Origin of the sequence: Rhizobium sp. K102 (genome assembly GCF_022385315.1) — a bacterium.
GTDB classification, from domain to species: domain Bacteria; phylum Pseudomonadota; class Alphaproteobacteria; order Rhizobiales; family Rhizobiaceae; genus Rhizobium; species Rhizobium croatiense.
On sequence record NZ_CP092436.1, the window covers coordinates 715998 to 734676 of the forward strand.

Here is an 18679-nt window from a genome sequence, read left to right on the forward strand (position 1 = left end):
AGCGCTAGTGTCGGCAATAGAATCCCGAATGGAGAATCCTTGCATTGGTAGGCCGGTTCCTCGTCTTTCTGGGGGGAGTGATCGTCGTAGCGCTGTTTGTGGCGCTGCTTGCGCCGCTGTTCATCGACTGGACGGATTTCCGCAAGAACTTCGAGGATCAGGCAAGCCGCATCATCGGCAAGAAAGTCACCGTCCACGGCACGGTCGATGCCCGCCTGTTGCCGTTTCCGTCGGTCACGCTGCATGACGTGCGTGTCGGCCAGGAGGCCGACGGCACGCCGATCGTCAAGGTCGAACAGTTTTCCATGGATGCGGAGCTTGCGCCTTTCCTGTCTGGCGAGGCGCTGATCTTCGACATGCGCGTCGTCAATCCGAAGGTGCGCCTGAGATTGCTCAAAGACGGCACCCTCGACTGGATGCGCGGCAGCCGCGCCGAAATACCGGCGAAAACGGTCGTCCTCGAAAATGTGCATGTCAGCGGCGGCGAGGTGGAATTCATCGACGACCAGTCGGGCCGGGGCCGCCGTATCACCGGCCTGAATGCGGAGATGTCGGCCAAGTCGCTCGCCGGCCCCTGGCGCATCGAGGGCGACGCGGCGCTCGACGGCGAACACGGGAATTTCTCGATCTCGAGCAGCCAGCCGGACGAGAAGGGCGTGCTGCGCATGCGCACGAAGCTTTCCCCTGATAAGCACCCGGTCAGCATCGATCTTGACGGCGAGCTGAAGCTCGTCGATCGCAAGCCGAATTACCAGGGCCAGCTTTCAGCGGCGATCGAAAACCGCAACAGCGCCAAATCGGCCAACAAGAACGAGCAGCCGCCGCGGGTCAAGGGTCGCTTCGAACTCACCAACGAACGCATCCGCATTCCCGAATACCGGATGGAGATCGGCCCGACGGACGATCCCTATGTCATAACAGGCGAGGCGACGCTCGACACCGGCAACGCACCGGAATTCCTGTTGACGGCCGACGGGCAGCAGATCGATGTCAACCGCATCGGCAATGAAGGTGCGGCCGGCAAGACGACGCGGGATCCCGCGGTTTCGGCGCGCCAGCGATTGAATTCGTTGATCGATATCGTTGCGCAGGTGCCGATCCCGCAAGTGCCGGGCAAGGCGAGCGTCAAGCTGCCGGCAATCGTCGCCGGCGACACGACGCTGCGCGACGTGCAACTGGAGCTGGAGCCGGCCGGCACCGGCTGGATGATCGACAGCGCCATCGGCACGCTGCCGGGACGCACCCTCGTGGAAGGCAAGGGCAAGCTCCTGCTTCAGGGCGAGCCCTCGTTCAACGGTCAGATCGTGGTGGCCTCGAACCAGCCGACGGGGCTTGCCTCCTGGCTGGCCGGCTCGGTCGATCCGGCCATCCGGCAATTGCGGCAGGCCGGTTTTTCCGCCAATGTCAGCCTCACTCATGAATTGCAGCGGTTCGAGAATCTCGAAATCGCCGTCGGCTCGGCGACACTGAAGGGCAGGCTGGAGCGGCAGGCGATCTCCGGCCAGACGCCGACCCTATCGGTGGCGCTGAACGGCGACACGCTCGATCTTGACGCGCTGCAGGCGCTGGCCGGGCTTGCGATAGGCCAGGATAGCGGCGACAATGTCCTCGATCACAAGATCGCCGCCCAGCTCAAGGCCGATAAGTTCACCGCCTTCGGTGTCGAAGCCGAGAATGTCGAAACCACCTTCACGATCGCCGACGGGGCGCTTGCGGTCGACCGTCTGTCGGTCAAGAATCTCGCCGGTGCCGAGCTGACGGCGACGGGCCGGGCGGAAGGCTCGCTGCTCGACTACAAGGGTGCGGGCGAGATCACCTTCAAATCGGCCGATCCCGGCGGCTTCTTCACCATGCTGCGCGAGCATCTGCCGCACCACCCGGTGCTCGACCGGCTGGTGCGCAATTCCGGCTGGTATGGCAATACGGCATTGCGCGGCGCGCTGACGCTCGGCGGCGACGAAGGCGATGCGCTGACGGTGACATTGGCCGGTGTGGCGAACGGCAGCCGCGTCAATCTCGACTATCGCATGTCCGATCTGCTTGCGCTGACCGGCAATGGCACGACGAGCCTCGAGGCGACGCTCGAAAACGCCGTTCCGTCCATCCTCTTCGGCCAGGCCGGGCTCGACCCGCTGCCGGTCGATGTCGGCGCCAACGGCCGCCTGACGCTTAAGGTGAAGGCATCGGGCAATGATCCCGCCGATGCGGCGCTGACCTTTGCCACCGACCGGACTTCGTTCACCGCCAACGGCAAGGTCGATGTCCGGCCGGAGAGTTTCATGAATGGTCAGATCGCGCTTTCGCTCGATAGCGCCGATATCGACCCCTATCTCATCATGAACGGCATCGCCCTGCCGCAGACCGGAACGGGATTGCCGTTCAGCCTGCAAGTCAATGCCGCCGTCGACAGCGATAAGATCGCCTTGTCCGATATCAAGGGGCATGCGGCCGACAACGCATTTTCAGGGGCACTGAACTTCGACCGGAAGGCCGCGAAGACGACGGCGAGCGGCGCGCTGACGCTCTCCAAAGCCGATGCCGGCTGGCTGGGCGAGGCTGTGTTCGGCCAGATCGTCGATCCTGCCAACGGTGCGCTGACGAAGGCCCCGCTGGGCTTGCCCGTCTTCAAGGATCTCGACGTCAAGGTGAAACTTTCGGCCAAGGAGTTCTGGCCCGGCCTGCCGGAAACGGCGGTGTCCGATTTTACCAGCAACGTCGCCTATAAAGGCGACGAACTGCAGCTCAACGACATGGCCGGCAACTGGGACGGTGGCAAGCTCTCAGGCAACCTGCTTTTTACCAATGCCGACGGCACCGGCTTCCTGCAGACGAAGCTTGCGCTTGCCGATTCCGATCTTGCCGGCGTCGTCTGGCTGCGTGACGGTGCGCCGATCGCCAATGGTAAGTTCGGCCTGTCGCTGTCGATGGAGGCCTCGGGCAAGACGGTCGGCGAAATCGCCAGCTCGCTCAACGGTTCGGGTGAATTGCGGCTCGGCGATACCAGCATACGCGGGCTGAACCTTGCCATCCTTCCGCCGCTGCTTGCCGCGACCGACACGATGCAGGAACAGATCAATGCCGGCAAGGTGCACCCGATCGTCGAGACGCTGCTCAGCAACGGCGAGGCGAAGCTGCCGCCGCTCGGCATTCCTTTCAATATTACCGACGGGACGCTGAGGGTGCAGAATGTCACCGTCGCCAACGATCTGGCCCGCGTCACCGCTGATGCGCAGATTGCGTTGCCGGAAGAGCGGATCAGTGCGACGGTCGGTATCGGCCTCAATCCCGGTACGGAAACGCTTCCCGGCGCCGAGCCGGCGCTCAGGCTGAATTTTTCCGGCCTGTTGCCGTCCCCCGGCAAGACGATGGATGTGACCGATATCACCAGCTACCTGTCGCTGCGCGCCTTCGAGCGCGAACGGCGGCGCGTCGAGCGGCTACAGGCGATCGTGCTCGAAAAGCAGCGGCTGCGTCGCGAGGCCGCGCTCTATCGGTTCAATGACGCCGAGCGCGTCAGGGCCGCCGAGATCGAGCGGCAACGGCAGGCGGAGGAAGAGCGGCTGCGCGCACTGGCGCAAGCAGCGGCGGCGCAGAAGGCGGCCGCCGAGGCGGAGGCCGCGCGCGCGGCGGAAGCCAGGGACAAGGCCGATGCGCAGGCGAGGGCGGCTGCGGAAGCGGCGCGGCGCGGCGGGCAGGCGCAGCCCGGTCCACTGAATTTCGATCAGGTGCCGGGCGTTCAGGCGCAATGACGGCGCGCGGGATCTGATTGACCTGAGGCGCTGCAGGCCTTCGTGTTAGCGAAATCGCCTTTATATCTGCGTCACAGCTGGCGGCCACCGCCGGCCTTCGCCCAGGAAAGCACGTGGAGCCGCAGCGCCGAGGACAGGTTGCTGTCTGGCTGGCGGTGGTCGTCGATCTCGGAAATCAGGGCGGCCAGCGACATCGAGCGGCCTGCCGCGATCGTCTTCAGTTCGGCCCAGAATTCATCTTCCAGCGAAAAACTGGTGCGATGGCCATGCAGTGTTGCCGAGTGCTTGCGGATCATGAAGGACGTTCACATCGCAATCGGCTTCGAAGGTCGATTCAAGCAAATCGTGCAAGTGGCTGATCGCAGATTCGTTTTCGGCTCTTCAAGCTTTGCGTGAAGCCTCATGCGCCGTCGTCATCCGTCTCGATCCGGCCGTCGTGGTGAGCCTTGTCGGCCTTCTCGTTCAGGCTGCGGGTGAGCTGCTTCTCGGCCTTGGTGCGTCCGAAGGAAATACGGTTCTGCTCGGCCTGTTTCTCTTTCTCGGAGCGGGCCTGCTTCTTGCGGAACTGGCGCAGATTGATGATTTCGGCGCTCATGCGGTGGCTGAAATCCCTTAAAAAAGGGAGGCTGAGCCTCCCTTCGAAATCACTGCTTCTTGCGGAAGGAGTCGAGCGAGACGACGGAACCCGGTTTCTTCTCTTCGCCGTCGGCCGGTTTTGCGCCGGCGGTTTCGTCAGGCTTTCCTGCGGCATCGACCGGATAGGCGGTGATCTCGCCGGACGGCAGCTCCTCGCCATCGGCGAGCGGCACGTCGAATTCGAGCTCGAAATTGACGGAGGGATCGTAGAAGCCGCGGATCGCATTGAACGGAATGACCAGCTTTTCCGGAACGTCGGAGAAGGAAAGGCCGATTTCGAAATGCGTCTCGGTGATCTTCAGGTCCCAGAACTGGTGCTGGATGACGATGGTCATCTGCTCCGGATATTTCGACTTCAGGTGCTGGGAAATGCGTACGCCGGCCGCACCCGTCAGGAAGGTGATGAAGAAGTGATGGTCGCCGGGCAGACGGCCCGTCGTTGCGACTTCCGCCAAAACCTTGCGGATGACGCCGCGAAGTGCATCCTGCGCCAGAATGTCGTAGCGGATATGATCCTGCCCCATGCTTTTCCTGTCTTTCGTCGGTTCGGAAGTCTTTTCACAAGGTTATATGCCACGTCCGGGCGCCTTGGGAAAGACCGGAGCCGAGTCACGTTTTTTCGCAGCATACATGATTTCGTCAGCAGGGAGAAGGTGAAGGCTTCTGTTGCCAGGTGCCTTCGGACCCCGCCTAGAGGTGCGAACCACTAGGACTTTGATTGAAGTGTCACACCGCGATTAAGCAGCGAGACGAGCTTCCGCATAGTTGTCGTTTGCAACTACAATTTTAGCCCGATAACGGCGGTACAATGCCGAGCAAAAAGTCGATCTTTACACCCTTGTCGATCCTGTTTCGCCCCCATCAAAAGCCGGCCTTCCTTGCCGCCGGTTTTTGGTGGAGGCGCCGGGTACCGCCCCCGGGTCCAATAGGTTTATTACACCGCTCATTTATTGCCATAGCCGGCCCGAGAGCCGGCAGGGCTGATATAGTGATTTCCTTCGCCCAAGGAAAGGGCAATCGTCACAAAAGCTTTATCTCCGGCAGTAGAAAGAACGGGAAAATGCCCGCCGGCGATTGGTTTCCTGAAGGCGAAGGCTTAAATTGGGGAAAACGGAATCAGCGCGACATGCAGCAATATCTCGATCTCCTGAAGCATGTGATGGAAAAGGGCTCCGACCGGGGCGACCGCACGGGCACGGGCACCCGCTCGGTCTTCGGCTACCAGATGCGCTTCGACCTCGAAGAAGGATTTCCCGTCCTCACCACGAAGAAGCTGCATCTGCGCTCGATCATCCACGAGCTTTTGTGGTTCCTGAAGGGCGAAACCAATATCCGTTATCTCAAGGAGAACGGCGTCTCGATCTGGGATGAGTGGGCCGATGAGAACGGCGACCTCGGGCCGGTCTATGGTGCCCAATGGCGCTCCTGGCCGGCACCGGATGGCGGCCATATCGACCAGATCGCCAATCTGGTCAAAGGCATCGTCAACAATCCGAATTCGCGCCGCCACATCGTCTCGGCCTGGAATCCGGCGGAAGTGGACAATATGGCGCTGCCACCCTGCCATTGTCTGTTCCAATTCTATGTCGCCGACGGCAAGCTCTCCTGCCAGCTCTACCAGCGCTCGGCCGACATCTTCCTCGGTGTGCCGTTTAACATCGCCTCCTATGCGCTTTTGACGATGATGGTGGCTGAGGTGACGGGGCTCAAACCCGGCGATTTCGTCCACACGCTCGGCGACGCCCATCTCTACCACAACCATTTCGACCAGGCGAAGCTGCAGTTGACGCGCCGGCCGAAGCCGCTGCCCTTCATGCGCATCAATCCTGAGGTGAAGGACATTTTCGGCTTCACCTTCGATGATTTCGAGCTGATCGGCTACGAGGCCGATGCCAGCATCAAGGCGCCGATCGCCGTCTGATCCGGGACATTTCATGGCCGATATCCGCAGGACCATCATTGCCGCCGTTGCCCGCAACGGTACCATCGGCCGCGACGGCGACATGCCGTGGCGGCTGTCAAGCGACCTCAAGCGCTTCAAGGCGCTGACATTGGGCAAGCCTGTCGTGATGGGCCGCAAGACCTACGAGTCGATCGGCAAGCCGCTGCCGGGACGGCCGAACGTGGTCATCTCGCGGCAAGCGGCGATCGACGATCCCGCTATCAGTATGGCGCATTCGCTGCCCGAGGCGATGGACGCGGCTGAAAGGCTGGCGCTCGAAACCGCCGCCGACGAGATCTGCATCATCGGCGGCGGCCAGATCTACGCGCAGGCGATCAATCTCGCCGACCGGCTCTGCATCACCCATGTCGAGGCCGATCTCGATGGCGATGCGTCGTTTCCTGAGATCGATCCCGATCTCTGGCAGGCGGGAGAGACGATCGCGGTGCCGGCCGGCGAAAGGGACAGCTATCCCACCCGCTACGTCGTCTATGACCGCCGTCGTGCCTGAAAACGAACTATTTTCCAATTAAATTGACCAAGTTTCTCAAGCTGCGTTGAAAGCCGGTGCGGTGATACCTATAACGGTCACCAACGCATCCGCCGGTCAGCCCCCACGGTCCAGGATGCGGGGAAGACTTTAACGAACAACGAGGTTTTGATGCCCTGGAGCAATCAGAATGGCGGCGGCGGCCCTTGGGGCGGCGGCGGTAACAATCAGGGACCATGGGGTCAGGGGCCGAACCGACCACGCGGCAGCGGCGGCAAGGGCGGACCGCCCGATCTGGAAGATATTATCCGGCGCGGCCAGGATCAGCTGCGCAACATCGTTCCCGGCGGTTTCAACGGCGGCGTGGCGGTGATCGTTTTGGCGATCGTCGCCATCTTCTGGCTGATCCAGTGCGTCTACACCGTCCAGCCGGACGAACGCGGCGTCGAGCTGCGCTTCGGCAAGCCGCGGGAAACGGTGTCGATGCCGGGTCTGCATTTCCATTTCTGGCCGATGGATACGGTCGAGATCGTCAAGGTCACCGAGCAGCTGCTGAATGTCGGCGGCACGCAGGGCAGCAGCAACACGGCCGGTGGGCTGATGCTGTCGGGCGACCAGAACATCCTCAATGTTCGCTTCAATGTTCTCTATCAGATCAGCGATGCGCGCGCCTATCTCTTCAACGTCGAAAGCCCGGCGCAGACGCTGCAGCAGGTTTCCGAAAGCGCGATGCGCGAAGTGGTCGGCCGCCGTCCGGCGCAGGATGCGTTCCGCGACCGGCGCCTGGAGATCGCCAGCGAAGTCGCCAATATCATCCAGGATACGATGTCGCGTTACAGTTCCGGCATTTCGATCAACAAGGTGACGATTGAAGACGTGGCGCCGCCGCGTGAGGTGGCCGACGCCTTCCAGGAAGTGCAGCGCGCCGACCAGGACAAGCAGCGCCTGGTCGAAGAAGCCAACCAGTATGCCAACCAGAAGCTCGGGCAGGCACGCGGTGACGGCGCCCGCATCCGCGAAGATGCCGCCGCCTACAAGGGCCGCGTCGTCAAGGAAGCGGAGGGCGAGGCGCAGCGCTTCATAGCCATCGACGAACAATATTCGAAGGCGCCCGACGTCACCCGCAAGCGGCTGTTCCTGGAAACGATGGAACAGGTGCTGAAGAATTCCAGGAAGGTCATCATCGAGGAGAAGCAGGGGGTCGTGCCCTATCTGCCGCTCAACGAGATCTCCAGACCGTCGCAGCAGGGAGGTTGAGCCATGACTTCGAACAGGCTTCCCGTCATTCTCATCATCTTCGCCGTCGTGCTGGTCGGGCTTTATTCCTCGGTTTACGTGGTCAATGCCCGTGAACAGGCGATCGTCGTGCGCTTCGGCGAGATCCAGTCGGTCAAGACCGAGCCCGGCATCTATTTCAAGCTGCCGTTCAGCTTCATGGACGCGGACCGCGTTCAGCTCGTCGAAAAGCAGAAGCTGCGTCTCGACCTCGACAACATCCAAGTGCAGGTCAAGGGCGGTGCGACCTTCGACGTCGACGCCTTCGTGATCTATTCGATCAACGATGCCCGCCGCTTCCGAGAAACCGTCTCCGGTGATCGCGATTCGGCCGAAGCGCGGCTGCGCACCCGCCTCGATTCGGCACTGCGCCGCGTCTACGGTCTGCGGGAATTCGATGCCGCACTTTCCGACGAGCGCGTATCGATGATGCTCGAGGTGCGCGACGATCTGCGTCCGGATGCCGAGCTTCTCGGACTGAACATCGAGGACGTACGCATCCGCCGCACCGATCTGACGGCCGATGTGGCGCCGAACACCTATAACCGCATGCGCTCCGAGCGTCTGGCCGAGGCCGAACTCTTGCGCGCCCAGGGCACGGAAGACGGCCTGCGCCGCCGGGCGATCGCCGACCGCCAGGTGGTCGAGATCACCGCGGATGCCCAGCGCGATGCGGAAATCCTGCGCGGTCAGGGCGATGCCGAACGCAACCGCGTGTTCGCCGACGCCTTTTCCAGGAACCCCGCCTTTTTCGAGTTTTATCGCTCGATGGCGGCCTATTCCGCGGCGCTTTCCTCGCAGGACACGACGCTGGTGCTGTCGCCGAATTCGGAATTCTTCCGTTATTTCGACAACGCCGCCGGCGTTATGCAGCCGCCGGCAACCCCAGGAGCGCCGGCTGCCGCCGTTCCCGGCGCGGCTGCGCCCGCAGCCCCTGCCCAGCCGGCGAACTGACGCCGCGGGCTATCGCACAACTGGAAGGGCCGGCCCCCGCCGGCCCCTTTTTCATGCGCTGATTGTGACAATCGGGCTTTTGCGAGGAGGTTTCAGATTGCACGGGGATTTCGCGAAAAGGTGATTTCGCCCTCCATCATTCCGCCTTATGCTGATGCTCAATGTGCGCATTTACCGCTTATGAGGAAGCTTGATGGCCCCCACGATTGGCTCGCCCTTCAGACGAACGCTCGCGCTTGTGGCCAGCGCCGCAATTCTGGCGCAAGCCGGCATGGGCGGGATTGCTTTTGCGCAAACCACGCCTGAAACAGCAGCACCCGGGGTTTCCGCGCCTGTTCCGGCTGCTCCCGCGCCGACGCCACCCGCGGCACCGCAGCAGGTCCCGCCCATTCAGGGAGTCGTGCCGAACAACGGACCGGCTTCCGTCGCCGATCTCGCGGAAGGGTTGCTCGATGCCGTCGTCAACATCTCGACCTCTCAGAATGTGAAGGATGACGAGGGGGTCGGTCCGGCGCCGCGCGCCCCCGATGGATCGCCATTCCAGGAATTCTTCAACGACTTCTTCAACAAGCAGCAGGGCGGCAAAGGCCCCAACCACAATGTCAGCTCGCTCGGCTCCGGCTTCGTCATCGACCCGACCGGTTATATCGTCACCAACAATCACGTGATCGAGGGCGCCGACGACATCGAGGTCAATTTCGCCAATGGCTCGAAGCTCAAGGCGAAGCTGATCGGCACGGATACGAAGACCGATCTTTCGGTGCTGAAGGTCGAACCGAAGACACCGCTGAAGGCGGTAAAATTCGGCGATTCCAGCACGATGCGCATTGGCGACTGGGTCATGGCGATCGGCAATCCGTTCGGCTTCGGCGGTTCGGTGACGGTCGGCATCATTTCCGGGCGCGGCCGCAACATCAATGCCGGTCCCTACGACAATTTCATCCAGACGGATGCGGCGATCAACAAGGGCAATTCCGGCGGCCCGCTCTTCAACATGAAGGGCGAGGTGATTGGCATCAACACGGCAATCATCTCGCCGAGCGGCGGCTCGATCGGCATCGGCTTCTCCGTGCCATCTGAACTGGCTTCGGGCGTTGTCGAGCAGTTGCGCGAATATGGCGAGACGCGGCGCGGCTGGCTCGGCGTGCGCATTCAACCGGTGACCGACGATATCGCCGACAGCCTCGGCCTCGACACGGCCAAGGGTGCTCTGGTCGCCGGCGTCATCAAGGGCGGCCCCGTCGACGACGGCTCCATCAAGGCGGGCGACGTGATTTTGAAATTCGACGGCAAGACGGTCAATGAAATGCGCGATCTGCCGCGTGTCGTGGCGGAAAGCACGGTCGGCAAGGAAGTCGATGTCGTGGTGCTGCGCGACGGCAAGGAGCAGACCGTCAAGGTGAAGCTTGGCCGCCTCGAGGACAGCGATCAGGCGGCATCCGGTGGCGCGGCGCCCGATGGCTCGCAGGACGACGGCGTGATCACCCCCGATCCCGACGAGAACGACGACATGGACCAGCCGGATACCGGCGATCAGGTCCAGCCCGTCCCGGGCGCGCCGGCGCCGGACCAGCACCAGGGCCAGGGATCGCCGGATGCGGCAACACCCAAGAACGTGCTCGGATTGTCGCTGTCGCTGTTGAGTCCCGAGACACGCACGGCTTTCGGCATTGCCGAGAGCGTCGACGGCGTCGTGGTGACGGAGGTGGCGCCCGGTTCCGCCTCGGCCGAAAAGGGGCTGAAGCCAGGGGACGTGATCGTCGAGGTGGCGCAGGAATTCATGAAGTCGCCGGACGCAGTCGCGGCCAAGGTGAAATCGCTGAAACAGGAAGGCCGCCGCAACGCCCAGCTGATGATCGCATCGGCAAACGGCGATCTTCGGTTCGTGGCAGTGCCGATGGAGTAGGGGAGCTGCGGCGGCACTTACCGCCTAGGTGTCTTTTCGTCGCCGATCCGCCGTGGGCGGTGGATGGTGCCTGTTCAGCGGTAGCGAATTCGCCCGCCGGGGTCTCTACCTCCCTCATTCCTGTGCTCGTCACAGGAATCCAGCCACGGCGCGTCTGCGCCGTGAATGACGCTCTTGCCGGGAGGAAGAGTCCCCCGCGCCCAAGGACTTGGGCGCGCTGGATCCCTGTGACGAGCAAAGGAATGAGGGAGATTGGAGTGAGCGTTCTCGCCAAATTCTATGCCGACGCATAAGATAGCGCGCCGAATGCTTCATGATTGGCCCGGTTGGTTTAGTAACTAACCCATCACAAAATCCGTCTTCCGATAGCCCTGGATATAGAGCAGCGCGGTCAGGTCGGCGTGGTTGATGCGCATCTGCGCCTGGGCGGCGACCGTGGGTTTGGCGTGGAGGGCGACGCCGGAGCCGGCGAGCTGCAGCATGCCGAGGTCGTTGGCGCCATCGCCGACGGCCAACGCCTCCTTCGGCGAAACGCCGAGACGTGCCGAAATTTCGTTCAGTGCATCCACTTTGGCCTGCTTACCGAGGATCGGCTCGGCGACGAATCCGGAGAGGATGCCGTCTTCTTCGAGGAGCGTGTTGGCGCGGTTCTCATCGAAGCCGAGCGTGGCGGCTATGGGGCCCGTAAAGACGGTGAAGCCGCCGGAGACGAGGGCGGTGTAATGGCCTTTCGACTTCATGGTGGCGATCAGTTCCTGGCCGCCCGGGGTGAGCGTGATACGCCGGGCGATGACCTCGTCGACAACCGAGATCGGCAGGCCTTTCAGCAGAGCGACACGCTCACGCAACGCGGGCTCGAAGGCGATCTCGCCGTTCATGGCGCGGGCGGTGATGGCGGCGACCTTCTCCTTCAGGCCGACTTCGGCAGCGAGTTCGTCGATGCATTCCTGGCCGATCATCGTCGAATCCATGTCGGCGATCAGCAGCTTCTTGCGGCGGGTCTCCTGCTCCTGGATGACGAAGTCGATCGGTGCGCCAGCGATGACGGCAAGGATACTGGCCTCGGCCGCCTGCCCATCCGTACAGTCACGCAACGCGATGTCGCAGGCGACGCCGTCGGCCAGCCAGTAGAGACCGGAGGCCTCTACGGCCTCGGCCGCCTGTTCGGCGATAGCAGGGGTCAGGACAGGATTTGACGGATTGGCAACAAGCGTGGCAACGAGGGCCATGATGGAAAACCTTCTGAGCGTAGTGAACGCGATCCTGATAACCGGGCCGACCGCCAGCGGCAAGTCCGCGCTCGCTGTCGAATTGGCCAGGCGCTATGGCGGCGCGGTCGTCAATGCCGACAGCATGCAGGTCTACGACACCTTGCGGGTGCTGACCGCGCGCCCGTCGGAAGACGAGATGCAAGGGGTGCCGCATCATCTCAACGGCCACGTGCCGGCAGGGGCCGCCTATTCCACCGGCGCCTGGCTGCGCGACGTCTCGGCGCTGCTGCCGGCATTGAAAGCCGCCGGGCAACTGCCGGTCTTCGTCGGCGGCACCGGGCTCTATTTCAAGGCACTGACCGGTGGCCTTTCCGACATGCCCGCGATACCCGAGGCGCTTCGGGGGAAACTCAGGATGCGGCTGCTGGAGGAAGGGCCGGAGGGGCTCTATGCCGAACTTGACGCAATCGACCCTGCCATGTCGGCAAGCCTCAACCGCCAGGATGGGCAGCGCATCGTCCGGGCGCTGGAGGTGATCCAGGCGACGGGACGGTCGATCGCCGATTTTCAGGGGCGGTCCGGGCCAGTTCTTATCGACGCCGAGAAGGCACGAAAGATCGTCGTGCTGCCGGATCGGGCGATACTGCATGCCCGCATCAACGGCCGTTTCGAAAAGATGCTGCAGCAGGGCGCTGAAGACGAGGTGAGGGCGCTGCTTGCCCTCGGCCTGCCCGCCGAGGCGCCTGTCATGAAGGCGATCGGGGTGTCGCAGATCGCGGCGATGCTGAAGGGTGAGATGAGGCGCGAGGAGGTGCTGGAGAAGGGGGCTGCGGCGACACGGCAATACGCCAAGCGGCAGATGACCTGGTTCCGCAATCAGATGGACGAGAGCTGGGAGCGGCTGGCCCTATAGTGCGCAAGTCCGGGCCTGCCCTTCAACTGCGGTTACGCGCTGCGCATCTGCAGCAGTTTGGCGAGTTCGCCCACCGCCGCCTGCAGTTGCTCCTGCGGGAAGCCGCCGAAACCCAGCATCAGGCCGGGGCGTCCCGGCCGCGCGCCATACATGGGGGAGATCGCCCGCAGTGCGAGGCCGGCCGAAAGGGCGCGCGCCGCCAGCCGCACGTCGTCGGCTTCCTCGGGCAGCCATAGAAGGATGTGCATGCCCTGATCGCTCGGCTGAACATGACACCCTTTCGGCAGAACCCGCTCGAGCGCCGCGAGCAGAGCAGTGCGGCGTTCGGCATACAGACCCCGAATGCGCCTGATATGCGCCTCGAAATAGCCTTCCCTGATATAGGCGGCCAGAACGTGCTGTTCTGATATCGGCGAATGCCGGTCAAGAATGGCGCGTGCGCCGGCGAAGGCTTCTGCGAGGGGTGCTGGGGCGATGACGTAACCGAGACGCAACGACGGAAAGAGCACCTTGCTGAAAGTGCCGAGATAGATGACGCGCGACGGACGCAGCCCCTGCATGGAGGGAAAAGGGTGTCCGGCATAACGCAGTTCGCTGTCGTAGTCGTCCTCGATGATCCACGCTCGGTTCTGGTCGGCCCAGGCGATCAGAGCGTTGCGCCGCGCCATGCTGAGCGGCATGCCGACCGGATATTGGTGTGAAGGCGTGACGAATGCGGCGCGCGCTTCCGGGCAGAGTTCGAGGCCGCGCTCCACATTCATTCCTTGTGCGTCGACCGCGATTCGATGCGTCCGAACGCCGAGATCGTCGAGCACTGCCGTCAGGCCGGGATAAGCGGGATCCTCGGCCCATACCGGGTCGTCACGCGACAGAAGAACCCGGCCAGCCATGTAGAGGCCTTGCTGGGTGCCTGACGTAACGATGACCTGCTCGGGTTCGCAATGAACAGCCCGCGCGCGGCGGACGTGGTCGGCGATGGCGATGCGCAGCTCCAGCACACCCATCGGATCGTGGTAGCCCGAGGGTGCGGCCCGTCTTGAGGCGCGCATTCGATTGCCGACACGGCGCCAATTGTCGTCGGGCGCAATGCCGGACGCAGGCACCGCGATGGCGAAGGGAACGGGCGGGTGAGGGGTCAGCGCACGGGCGATCGATATCAGCCGGGCAGCCGGGGCAGGCAGATCCATCGCCTCTGCGGACGCCGGCGCGGGCGGTGGCGGCGGAAGTGCCGGCGCCATGTCCGTCAGGGCGGCGGCAACACGGGTTCCCGCGCCCACTCTCGCCTCGAGATAACCTTCGGCCGTCAACTGGTCGAAGGCTTCGACGACGGTGCCGCGGGCGATCTTCAAAGAGGCCGCAAGGCTGCGCGTCGAAGGAAGGCGCTCGCCAGGCCTCAGTTCGCCGCGGGCAATGGCGTTCCGCAGGGCCTGTGCAAGCCGGCGGCCGACATGGGCCGTTCTGTCGATCCCGTGAAGAGACGGAATTTCGATGGTGGCCCGCCGCTTCGACATTGCAAAATGGTCCATGAAGATTCTTGAAAATGGCGCTTCATGATGAACCAATTTTAGAAGAGAAGGAAGGCCTCAGCGACTTCTGGAAAGCGGACATGCAGAATCTTCTCGTCGTCTATATCGCCTATATCGTCGCAGCCGGAAGCCCGGGGCCAAGCAACATGGCGATCATGAATGTCGCGATGAGCCAGGGGCGCCGACCGGCCCTGGCGCTTGCCGCCGGCGTGATAACGATGTCGACATGCTGGGGACTGATTGCCGTCACCGGCATTTCGACCCTGCTGGTAGGCTATGCTCATGCCCTGTTATTCCTCAAGATCGCGGGCGGGCTTTACCTTCTCTGGCTCGCCTGGAGGGCGGCTCGCTCGGCCGCTGCCGCAGATGCGCCGGCAGGCGAGCCAGCCCGGCCGTCGACGGACTTCGGCGTACTCTACCGCCGTGGGATCCTGATGCATCTCGGAAACCCCAAAGCGGTTCTGGCCTGGGTCGCGATCATGTCGCTCGGCCTCAAACCGGGCGCTTCGCCCGAGATGGCGGTGACGGCTTTCGGCGGCTGTGTGCTGCTCGGGATATCGATATTCGCCGGTTATGCCCTGCTGTTCTCGACGGCGCCGATGGTGCGCGGCTATGCCAGGGCGCGCCGCTGGATCGAGGCAGGCCTCGCCGTGTTCTTCGCTGGCGCCGGATCGCGCCTGCTGTTCTCAAACTGACGCTTTTGCAGGATCACATCATGTCTTCGGCTTCTCCCTTTCACGGCCTTTCGGCCTTTCCTGCAACGCCCGCGAATATCGATGGCCGTGTCGACACCGAAGCCCTCGGCCGCCTTCTGGAACGCTTGTGCGAGGCGGGCGTCGCCTCTGTCGGGCTTCTCGGCAGCACCGGGATCTATGCTTACCTCACGCGCGAGGAGCGGTTGCGCGCCGTCAAGGCCGCGGCCGAATGCGTCGCCGGCCGTATTCCTCTCATCGTCGGGGCCGGGGCTCTCAGAACGGACCACGCCGTGGGTCTTGCCGGGGATGCAGAGGCGGCCGGTGCGGATGCTCTTCTGCTGGCGCCGGTCTCCTATACGCCGCTGACGCAGGAAGAAGCCTATGAGCATTTCCTGGCGGTCGCGAAGGCAACGAAGCTGCCGGTCTGTATCTACAACAATCCCGGCACGACCCATTTCACCTTCAGCCGGGAGCTTCTCCAGCGCCTCTCCGAAATCGAAACGATCAGGGCGGTGAAGATGCCGCTGCCTGTTGACGGCGATTTGCCAGGGGAACTTGCGGCCTTGCGGGAGAAGACCGATCTCGCGATCGGTTACAGTGGCGATTGGGGCGCGGCCGATGCGCTGCTTTCCGGCGCAGACGCCTGGTATAGCGTCATCGGCGGTTTGCTGCCGCGCACGGCTCTCGGCCTGACCAAGGCCGCCATGGCCGGCGACGTCGATGGGGCACGCCGGCTCGATAAGCTCTTCGAGCCGCTATGGCAAACCTTCAAGGCATTCGGAAGCATCCGCGTGGTCTATATGCTGCTCGAACATCTCTCACTCGCCCGGGCGGAGCTTCCGCGACCGCTCCTGCCGCTGAAATCAGCGGATCGCCAGCGTGTGCTCGAGATCGTCGAGCCGCTGATCGCGCTGGAGGGCGGGCGGAAGACTTAATGCATGTCGCCCGGACGTGTGCAGCGGTTTCGGGACAACGACATACATAAAAACAAAGAGCTAAAGCGCGTTGCGTGAATCAAATTTGACGGGACGCGCTTTAGTCCTTGTTGTAAAGGCTGCTCAACGGCTTTTTCAGAATGCTTTCGCGCAGCGACGAGCCGGGTTCCCGGCGGGTGATGGCCGGCTGGTCGGTCGGCGGTGCAGGTCGCGGAAAGATCGGTTCCTCGCGGCGCATCTCGCGGCGCAGCGCATCGAGCCGCGGATCGACGGATGAAGGTGCGGCCGGGTCCAGCACCGGCGTCTGCGGCAGCAGTTCGCGCCGGTAGGATTCGAGGGGCGCCGAAACCGGCGGCGGCGAGGCCAGTGGAGGCGAGGCCGCTGGAGGCGGTGCGTAGGGCTTGGCCTCGAGAACCTCGTCGGCGTCATTCTCTTCGTCGGAACGTGCCGTCGATGCGCCGAAGCTCTGCTGGAAATTCGAAATATCAGGCCCGACCGTTACCGCCCGCATGCGCGTGACGATCTTGCGCAGATCGACCGTATCCGGATCTTCCTCGCTATGCTTGCTGTTGGCGCTGGCAGCCTTCGGCAGCAGATTTTCGTCGACGCGGGAAAAGCGCATGCGCATCGGCACGCTGATCGCCTCGCCGAAGGCGATCGCCTCGCCGTTGCCGATCGAGGAGATGAAGCTCGTCGTCGAGATCGACGAGTTCGGGATCGCCGAGCGGATGATTTCCTGGTCGCGGTCATTGGCCAGGCGCATGGCAAAGAGCGTCGAGCACTGCGACAGGATCGTCTGGTCGAGCTCGCCCGGCCGCTGGGTGATGATCCCAAGCGAGACGCCGTATTTTCGGCCTTCCTTGGCGATGCGGGCGATTGCCTGGCGCGTCGGCACGAAGCCGAGGCTGGGATCGGAGGGGATATAGCGGTGGGCTTCCTCGCAGACGACGAGCATGTGGATAGCGCCGTCACTCCAGAGTGCCACCTCGAAGGCCATGCGGCAGAGCACGGAGGCGACCGAATTGACCACTTCGGAAGGAATGCCGGCAAGCTGGAAGGTGCAGATCGGTCGGTTGTCGCCCGGAATGCGGAAGATCTGCGCGATGGTGTCGGTGATCGTGTCGCTGATCGTGTTGTTGGAAAACATGAAGTGATAGCGCGGATCGTTGATTGCAGCGATGAGGCGCATCTTCAGCGACCGCAGGCCGGGTTTTTCGGCGCGGCCCTCGAGGCGGCCGATGCGCTCGTCGATCAGCGCCAAGAGATCGGCCATGCGGTAGGGAACCGGCGTATCGGCGGTGATCGAGCTCTTTTCCGTCGTGCGCCGCACCAGCGAATTGTCGCTACCGCGGAAGGCGCGCTTGGCCTCCGGCATGATATCGCGCAGCATATCGAGTTCTTCGGGCACCGGCGGGCGGCCGCGAAAGACGACTTCGGCGAATTCCTCGAGCCGCATCAGCCAGAAAGGCAGGTCGAGCGTATCGGTATCGATGGTGACGGCGTGCTTGGGAAAGGCGGCGGCGAATTCATTGTGCGGATCGAGGATCAGCACCCGCAGCTTCGGATCGGCCACGATCGCCTTGTGCAGCAGCAGCGATACGGCCGTCGACTTGCCGACGCCGGTCGAGCCGACGACGGCGAAATGCTTGGAGAGCATCGAGGGGATGTGGATCGCCGCATCGATGCTTTCGTCCTGGGTCAGCTTGCCGATGACGGCGGTCGTGCCCGTTCCGGCATCGTAGATACGCATCAGGTCGGCGGCGCGGATGCGGTGAGCGATGGCGCCGAGATAGGGATAACGCGAGATGCCGGTCGAGAATTCCTCGCGCCCGTCCTCGTCGACGCGGACTTCGCCGAGCAGCTCGGTCTCGATCTTGAAATTATTATCCTCGCCTTCGCCCCAGGCATGGCTGCCGGTGTTCATCTGATAGACGAGGGCGACGACGCGGTTGCGGCCGACGCTGATCGAGATCAGCCGGCCGACGGACCAGAGTTCGGTGAGATCAGTCCCGCCCTCAACGGCGACGGCGGCAATCGTCGCCCGCGAGCCGCTGCATGCAACGACGCGGCCGAGAAAGCGGTTTCCCGGCGCGAGGCCATCGCGGCGATCGTGCTCGCCTGCCTTGCCAGACATGCGCAAGTCGTTGTTGAGCAACGGGCTACTCCTACAGTAGCGTTAAAGGATAAAGTCGATCCTTTAATAAATCCTTCATCCTATCGATTTTCAGCGGCGCAGGCACGGGGCAGTTTTTTATTGTGGCATGCGTTGACGCTGCGAAATTTTCTGTCTATCACTTCCGACCATGAAAATCGCAACGGCTCTTATCGTGGTGGGAAAGCGCATGGGCAGGATGGTGTAACCATCCGGCGGTAGCCACCCATGCGCTAGATGACAGGCTCCTCCGGGGCCTTTTTTTATGCCCGAAATTCGGGCTTCCGGCCACAAA

Annotated in this window: 15 protein-coding genes and 1 other RNA gene; 9 read left to right on the forward strand and 7 right to left on the reverse strand. The window is 63.0% G+C overall.

Translation table 11 applies throughout. The annotated features are described in order from the left end of the window. Positions 1-44: 44 nt before the first annotated feature. Positions 45-3749, forward strand: coding sequence for an AsmA-like C-terminal region-containing protein (locus MHI61_RS09375; protein ID WP_239791779.1), 3705 nt, complete (start codon positions 45-47; stop codon positions 3747-3749). Between the two features lie 71 nt (positions 3750-3820). On the opposite strand, the gene MHI61_RS09380 is transcribed toward MHI61_RS09375, so the two are convergent. The 4 genes from MHI61_RS09380 to ssrA form a co-directional block, all read right to left on the reverse strand. Further along, positions 3821-4045 (reverse strand): ribbon-helix-helix domain-containing protein, encoded by a 225-nt coding sequence (locus MHI61_RS09380; RefSeq protein WP_239791780.1) that lies wholly within the window; start codon positions 4043-4045, stop codon positions 3821-3823. Positions 4046-4149: 104 nt separating this feature from the next. Next, positions 4150-4344, reverse strand: coding sequence for a DUF4169 family protein (locus tag MHI61_RS09385; RefSeq protein ID WP_239791781.1), 195 nt, complete (start codon positions 4342-4344; stop codon positions 4150-4152). 49 nt (positions 4345-4393) lie between these two features. After that, entirely contained in the window at positions 4394-4909 is a 516-nt protein-coding gene (locus MHI61_RS09390) for an SspB family protein (RefSeq protein ID WP_009996660.1), read from the reverse strand. 128 nt (positions 4910-5037) lie between these two features. Beyond that, positions 5038-5400: a transfer-messenger RNA gene (gene ssrA, locus MHI61_RS09395) on the reverse strand. Between the two features lie 111 nt (positions 5401-5511). On the opposite strand from ssrA, the gene MHI61_RS09400 reads away from it, so the two are divergent. From MHI61_RS09400 to MHI61_RS09420, 5 genes are all read left to right on the forward strand, one after another. Then, positions 5512-6306: a thymidylate synthase gene (locus MHI61_RS09400; RefSeq protein ID WP_239791782.1), complete on the forward strand. Its 795-nt coding sequence runs from the start codon at positions 5512-5514 to the stop codon at positions 6304-6306. A 13-nt stretch (positions 6307-6319) separates the two neighbouring features. Then, a complete protein-coding gene (locus tag MHI61_RS09405; protein ID WP_239791783.1) occupies positions 6320-6838 on the forward strand; it encodes a dihydrofolate reductase in 519 nt (172 codons plus the stop codon). A 150-nt stretch (positions 6839-6988) separates the two neighbouring features. Continuing rightward, a complete protein-coding gene (hflK, locus tag MHI61_RS09410) occupies positions 6989-8074 on the forward strand; it encodes an FtsH protease activity modulator HflK (protein ID WP_239791784.1) in 1086 nt (361 codons plus the stop codon). A gap of 3 nt (positions 8075-8077) precedes the next feature. Next, positions 8078-9046, forward strand: coding sequence for a protease modulator HflC (locus MHI61_RS09415; RefSeq protein WP_239791785.1), 969 nt, complete (start codon positions 8078-8080; stop codon positions 9044-9046). Between the two features lie 193 nt (positions 9047-9239). Continuing rightward, positions 9240-10952 (forward strand): Do family serine endopeptidase, encoded by a 1713-nt coding sequence (locus tag MHI61_RS09420; protein WP_239791786.1) that lies wholly within the window; start codon positions 9240-9242, stop codon positions 10950-10952. Positions 10953-11290: 338 nt separating this feature from the next. Here the strand turns inward: MHI61_RS09420 and serB are convergent, their stop codons facing one another. Continuing rightward, positions 11291-12181: a phosphoserine phosphatase SerB gene (gene serB, locus MHI61_RS09425; RefSeq protein ID WP_239791787.1), complete on the reverse strand. Its 891-nt coding sequence runs from the start codon at positions 12179-12181 to the stop codon at positions 11291-11293. On the opposite strand from serB, the gene miaA reads away from it, so the two are divergent. After that, entirely contained in the window at positions 12180-13076 is an 897-nt protein-coding gene (gene miaA / locus MHI61_RS09430) for a tRNA (adenosine(37)-N6)-dimethylallyltransferase MiaA (protein WP_239792813.1), read from the forward strand. The genes serB and miaA overlap by 2 nt on opposite strands. Before the next feature lie 32 nt (positions 13077-13108). On the opposite strand, the gene MHI61_RS09435 is transcribed toward miaA, so the two are convergent. Beyond that, complete coding sequence (locus MHI61_RS09435) at positions 13109-14587, reverse strand: PLP-dependent aminotransferase family protein (protein ID WP_239792814.1); 1479 nt, start codon at positions 14585-14587, stop codon at positions 13109-13111. Between the two features lie 95 nt (positions 14588-14682). Here MHI61_RS09435 and MHI61_RS09440 point away from each other — a divergent pair, with 95 nt between their 5' ends. Together MHI61_RS09440 and MHI61_RS09445 are read left to right on the forward strand one after the other, a co-directional pair. Beyond that, entirely contained in the window at positions 14683-15297 is a 615-nt protein-coding gene (locus tag MHI61_RS09440; protein ID WP_239791788.1) for a LysE family translocator, read from the forward strand. A 20-nt stretch (positions 15298-15317) separates the two neighbouring features. Beyond that, positions 15318-16232 carry a dihydrodipicolinate synthase family protein gene (locus MHI61_RS09445; protein ID WP_239791789.1) on the forward strand — a complete coding sequence of 305 codons (915 nt, stop codon included), beginning with the start codon at positions 15318-15320 and terminating at the stop codon, positions 16230-16232. Between the two features lie 100 nt (positions 16233-16332). Here MHI61_RS09445 and MHI61_RS09450 read toward each other — a convergent pair whose 3' ends face one another. Next, positions 16333-18387, reverse strand: coding sequence for an ATP-binding protein (locus tag MHI61_RS09450; RefSeq protein WP_239791790.1), 2055 nt, complete (start codon positions 18385-18387; stop codon positions 16333-16335). Positions 18388-18679: the final 292 nt, after the last annotated feature.

Bases quoted from the DNA above. Each gene is read 5' to 3' on its own strand.
- MHI61_RS09435 (WP_239792814.1), bottom strand. From the start codon at position 14,587: ATGTCGAAGCGGCGGGCCACCATCGAAATTCCGTCTCTTCACGGGATC.
- MHI61_RS09420 (WP_239791786.1), top strand. From the start codon at position 9,240: ATGGCCCCCACGATTGGCTCGCCCTTCAGACGAACGCTCGCGCTTGTG.
- MHI61_RS09385 (WP_239791781.1), bottom strand. From the start codon at position 4,344: ATGAGCGCCGAAATCATCAATCTGCGCCAGTTCCGCAAGAAGCAGGCC.
- MHI61_RS09400 (WP_239791782.1), top strand. From the start codon at position 5,512: ATGCAGCAATATCTCGATCTCCTGAAGCATGTGATGGAAAAGGGCTCC.
- MHI61_RS09405 (WP_239791783.1), top strand. From the start codon at position 6,320: ATGGCCGATATCCGCAGGACCATCATTGCCGCCGTTGCCCGCAACGGT.
- MHI61_RS09445 (WP_239791789.1), top strand. From the start codon at position 15,318: ATGTCTTCGGCTTCTCCCTTTCACGGCCTTTCGGCCTTTCCTGCAACG.
- MHI61_RS09415 (WP_239791785.1), top strand. From the start codon at position 8,078: ATGACTTCGAACAGGCTTCCCGTCATTCTCATCATCTTCGCCGTCGTG.
- MHI61_RS09380 (WP_239791780.1), bottom strand. From the start codon at position 4,045: ATGATCCGCAAGCACTCGGCAACACTGCATGGCCATCGCACCAGTTTT.
- serB (WP_239791787.1), bottom strand. From the start codon at position 12,181: ATGGCCCTCGTTGCCACGCTTGTTGCCAATCCGTCAAATCCTGTCCTG.
- hflK (WP_239791784.1), top strand. From the start codon at position 6,989: ATGCCCTGGAGCAATCAGAATGGCGGCGGCGGCCCTTGGGGCGGCGGC.
- miaA (WP_239792813.1), top strand. From the start codon at position 12,180: ATGATGGAAAACCTTCTGAGCGTAGTGAACGCGATCCTGATAACCGGG.
- MHI61_RS09440 (WP_239791788.1), top strand. From the start codon at position 14,683: ATGCAGAATCTTCTCGTCGTCTATATCGCCTATATCGTCGCAGCCGGA.
- MHI61_RS09390 (WP_009996660.1), bottom strand. From the start codon at position 4,909: ATGGGGCAGGATCATATCCGCTACGACATTCTGGCGCAGGATGCACTT.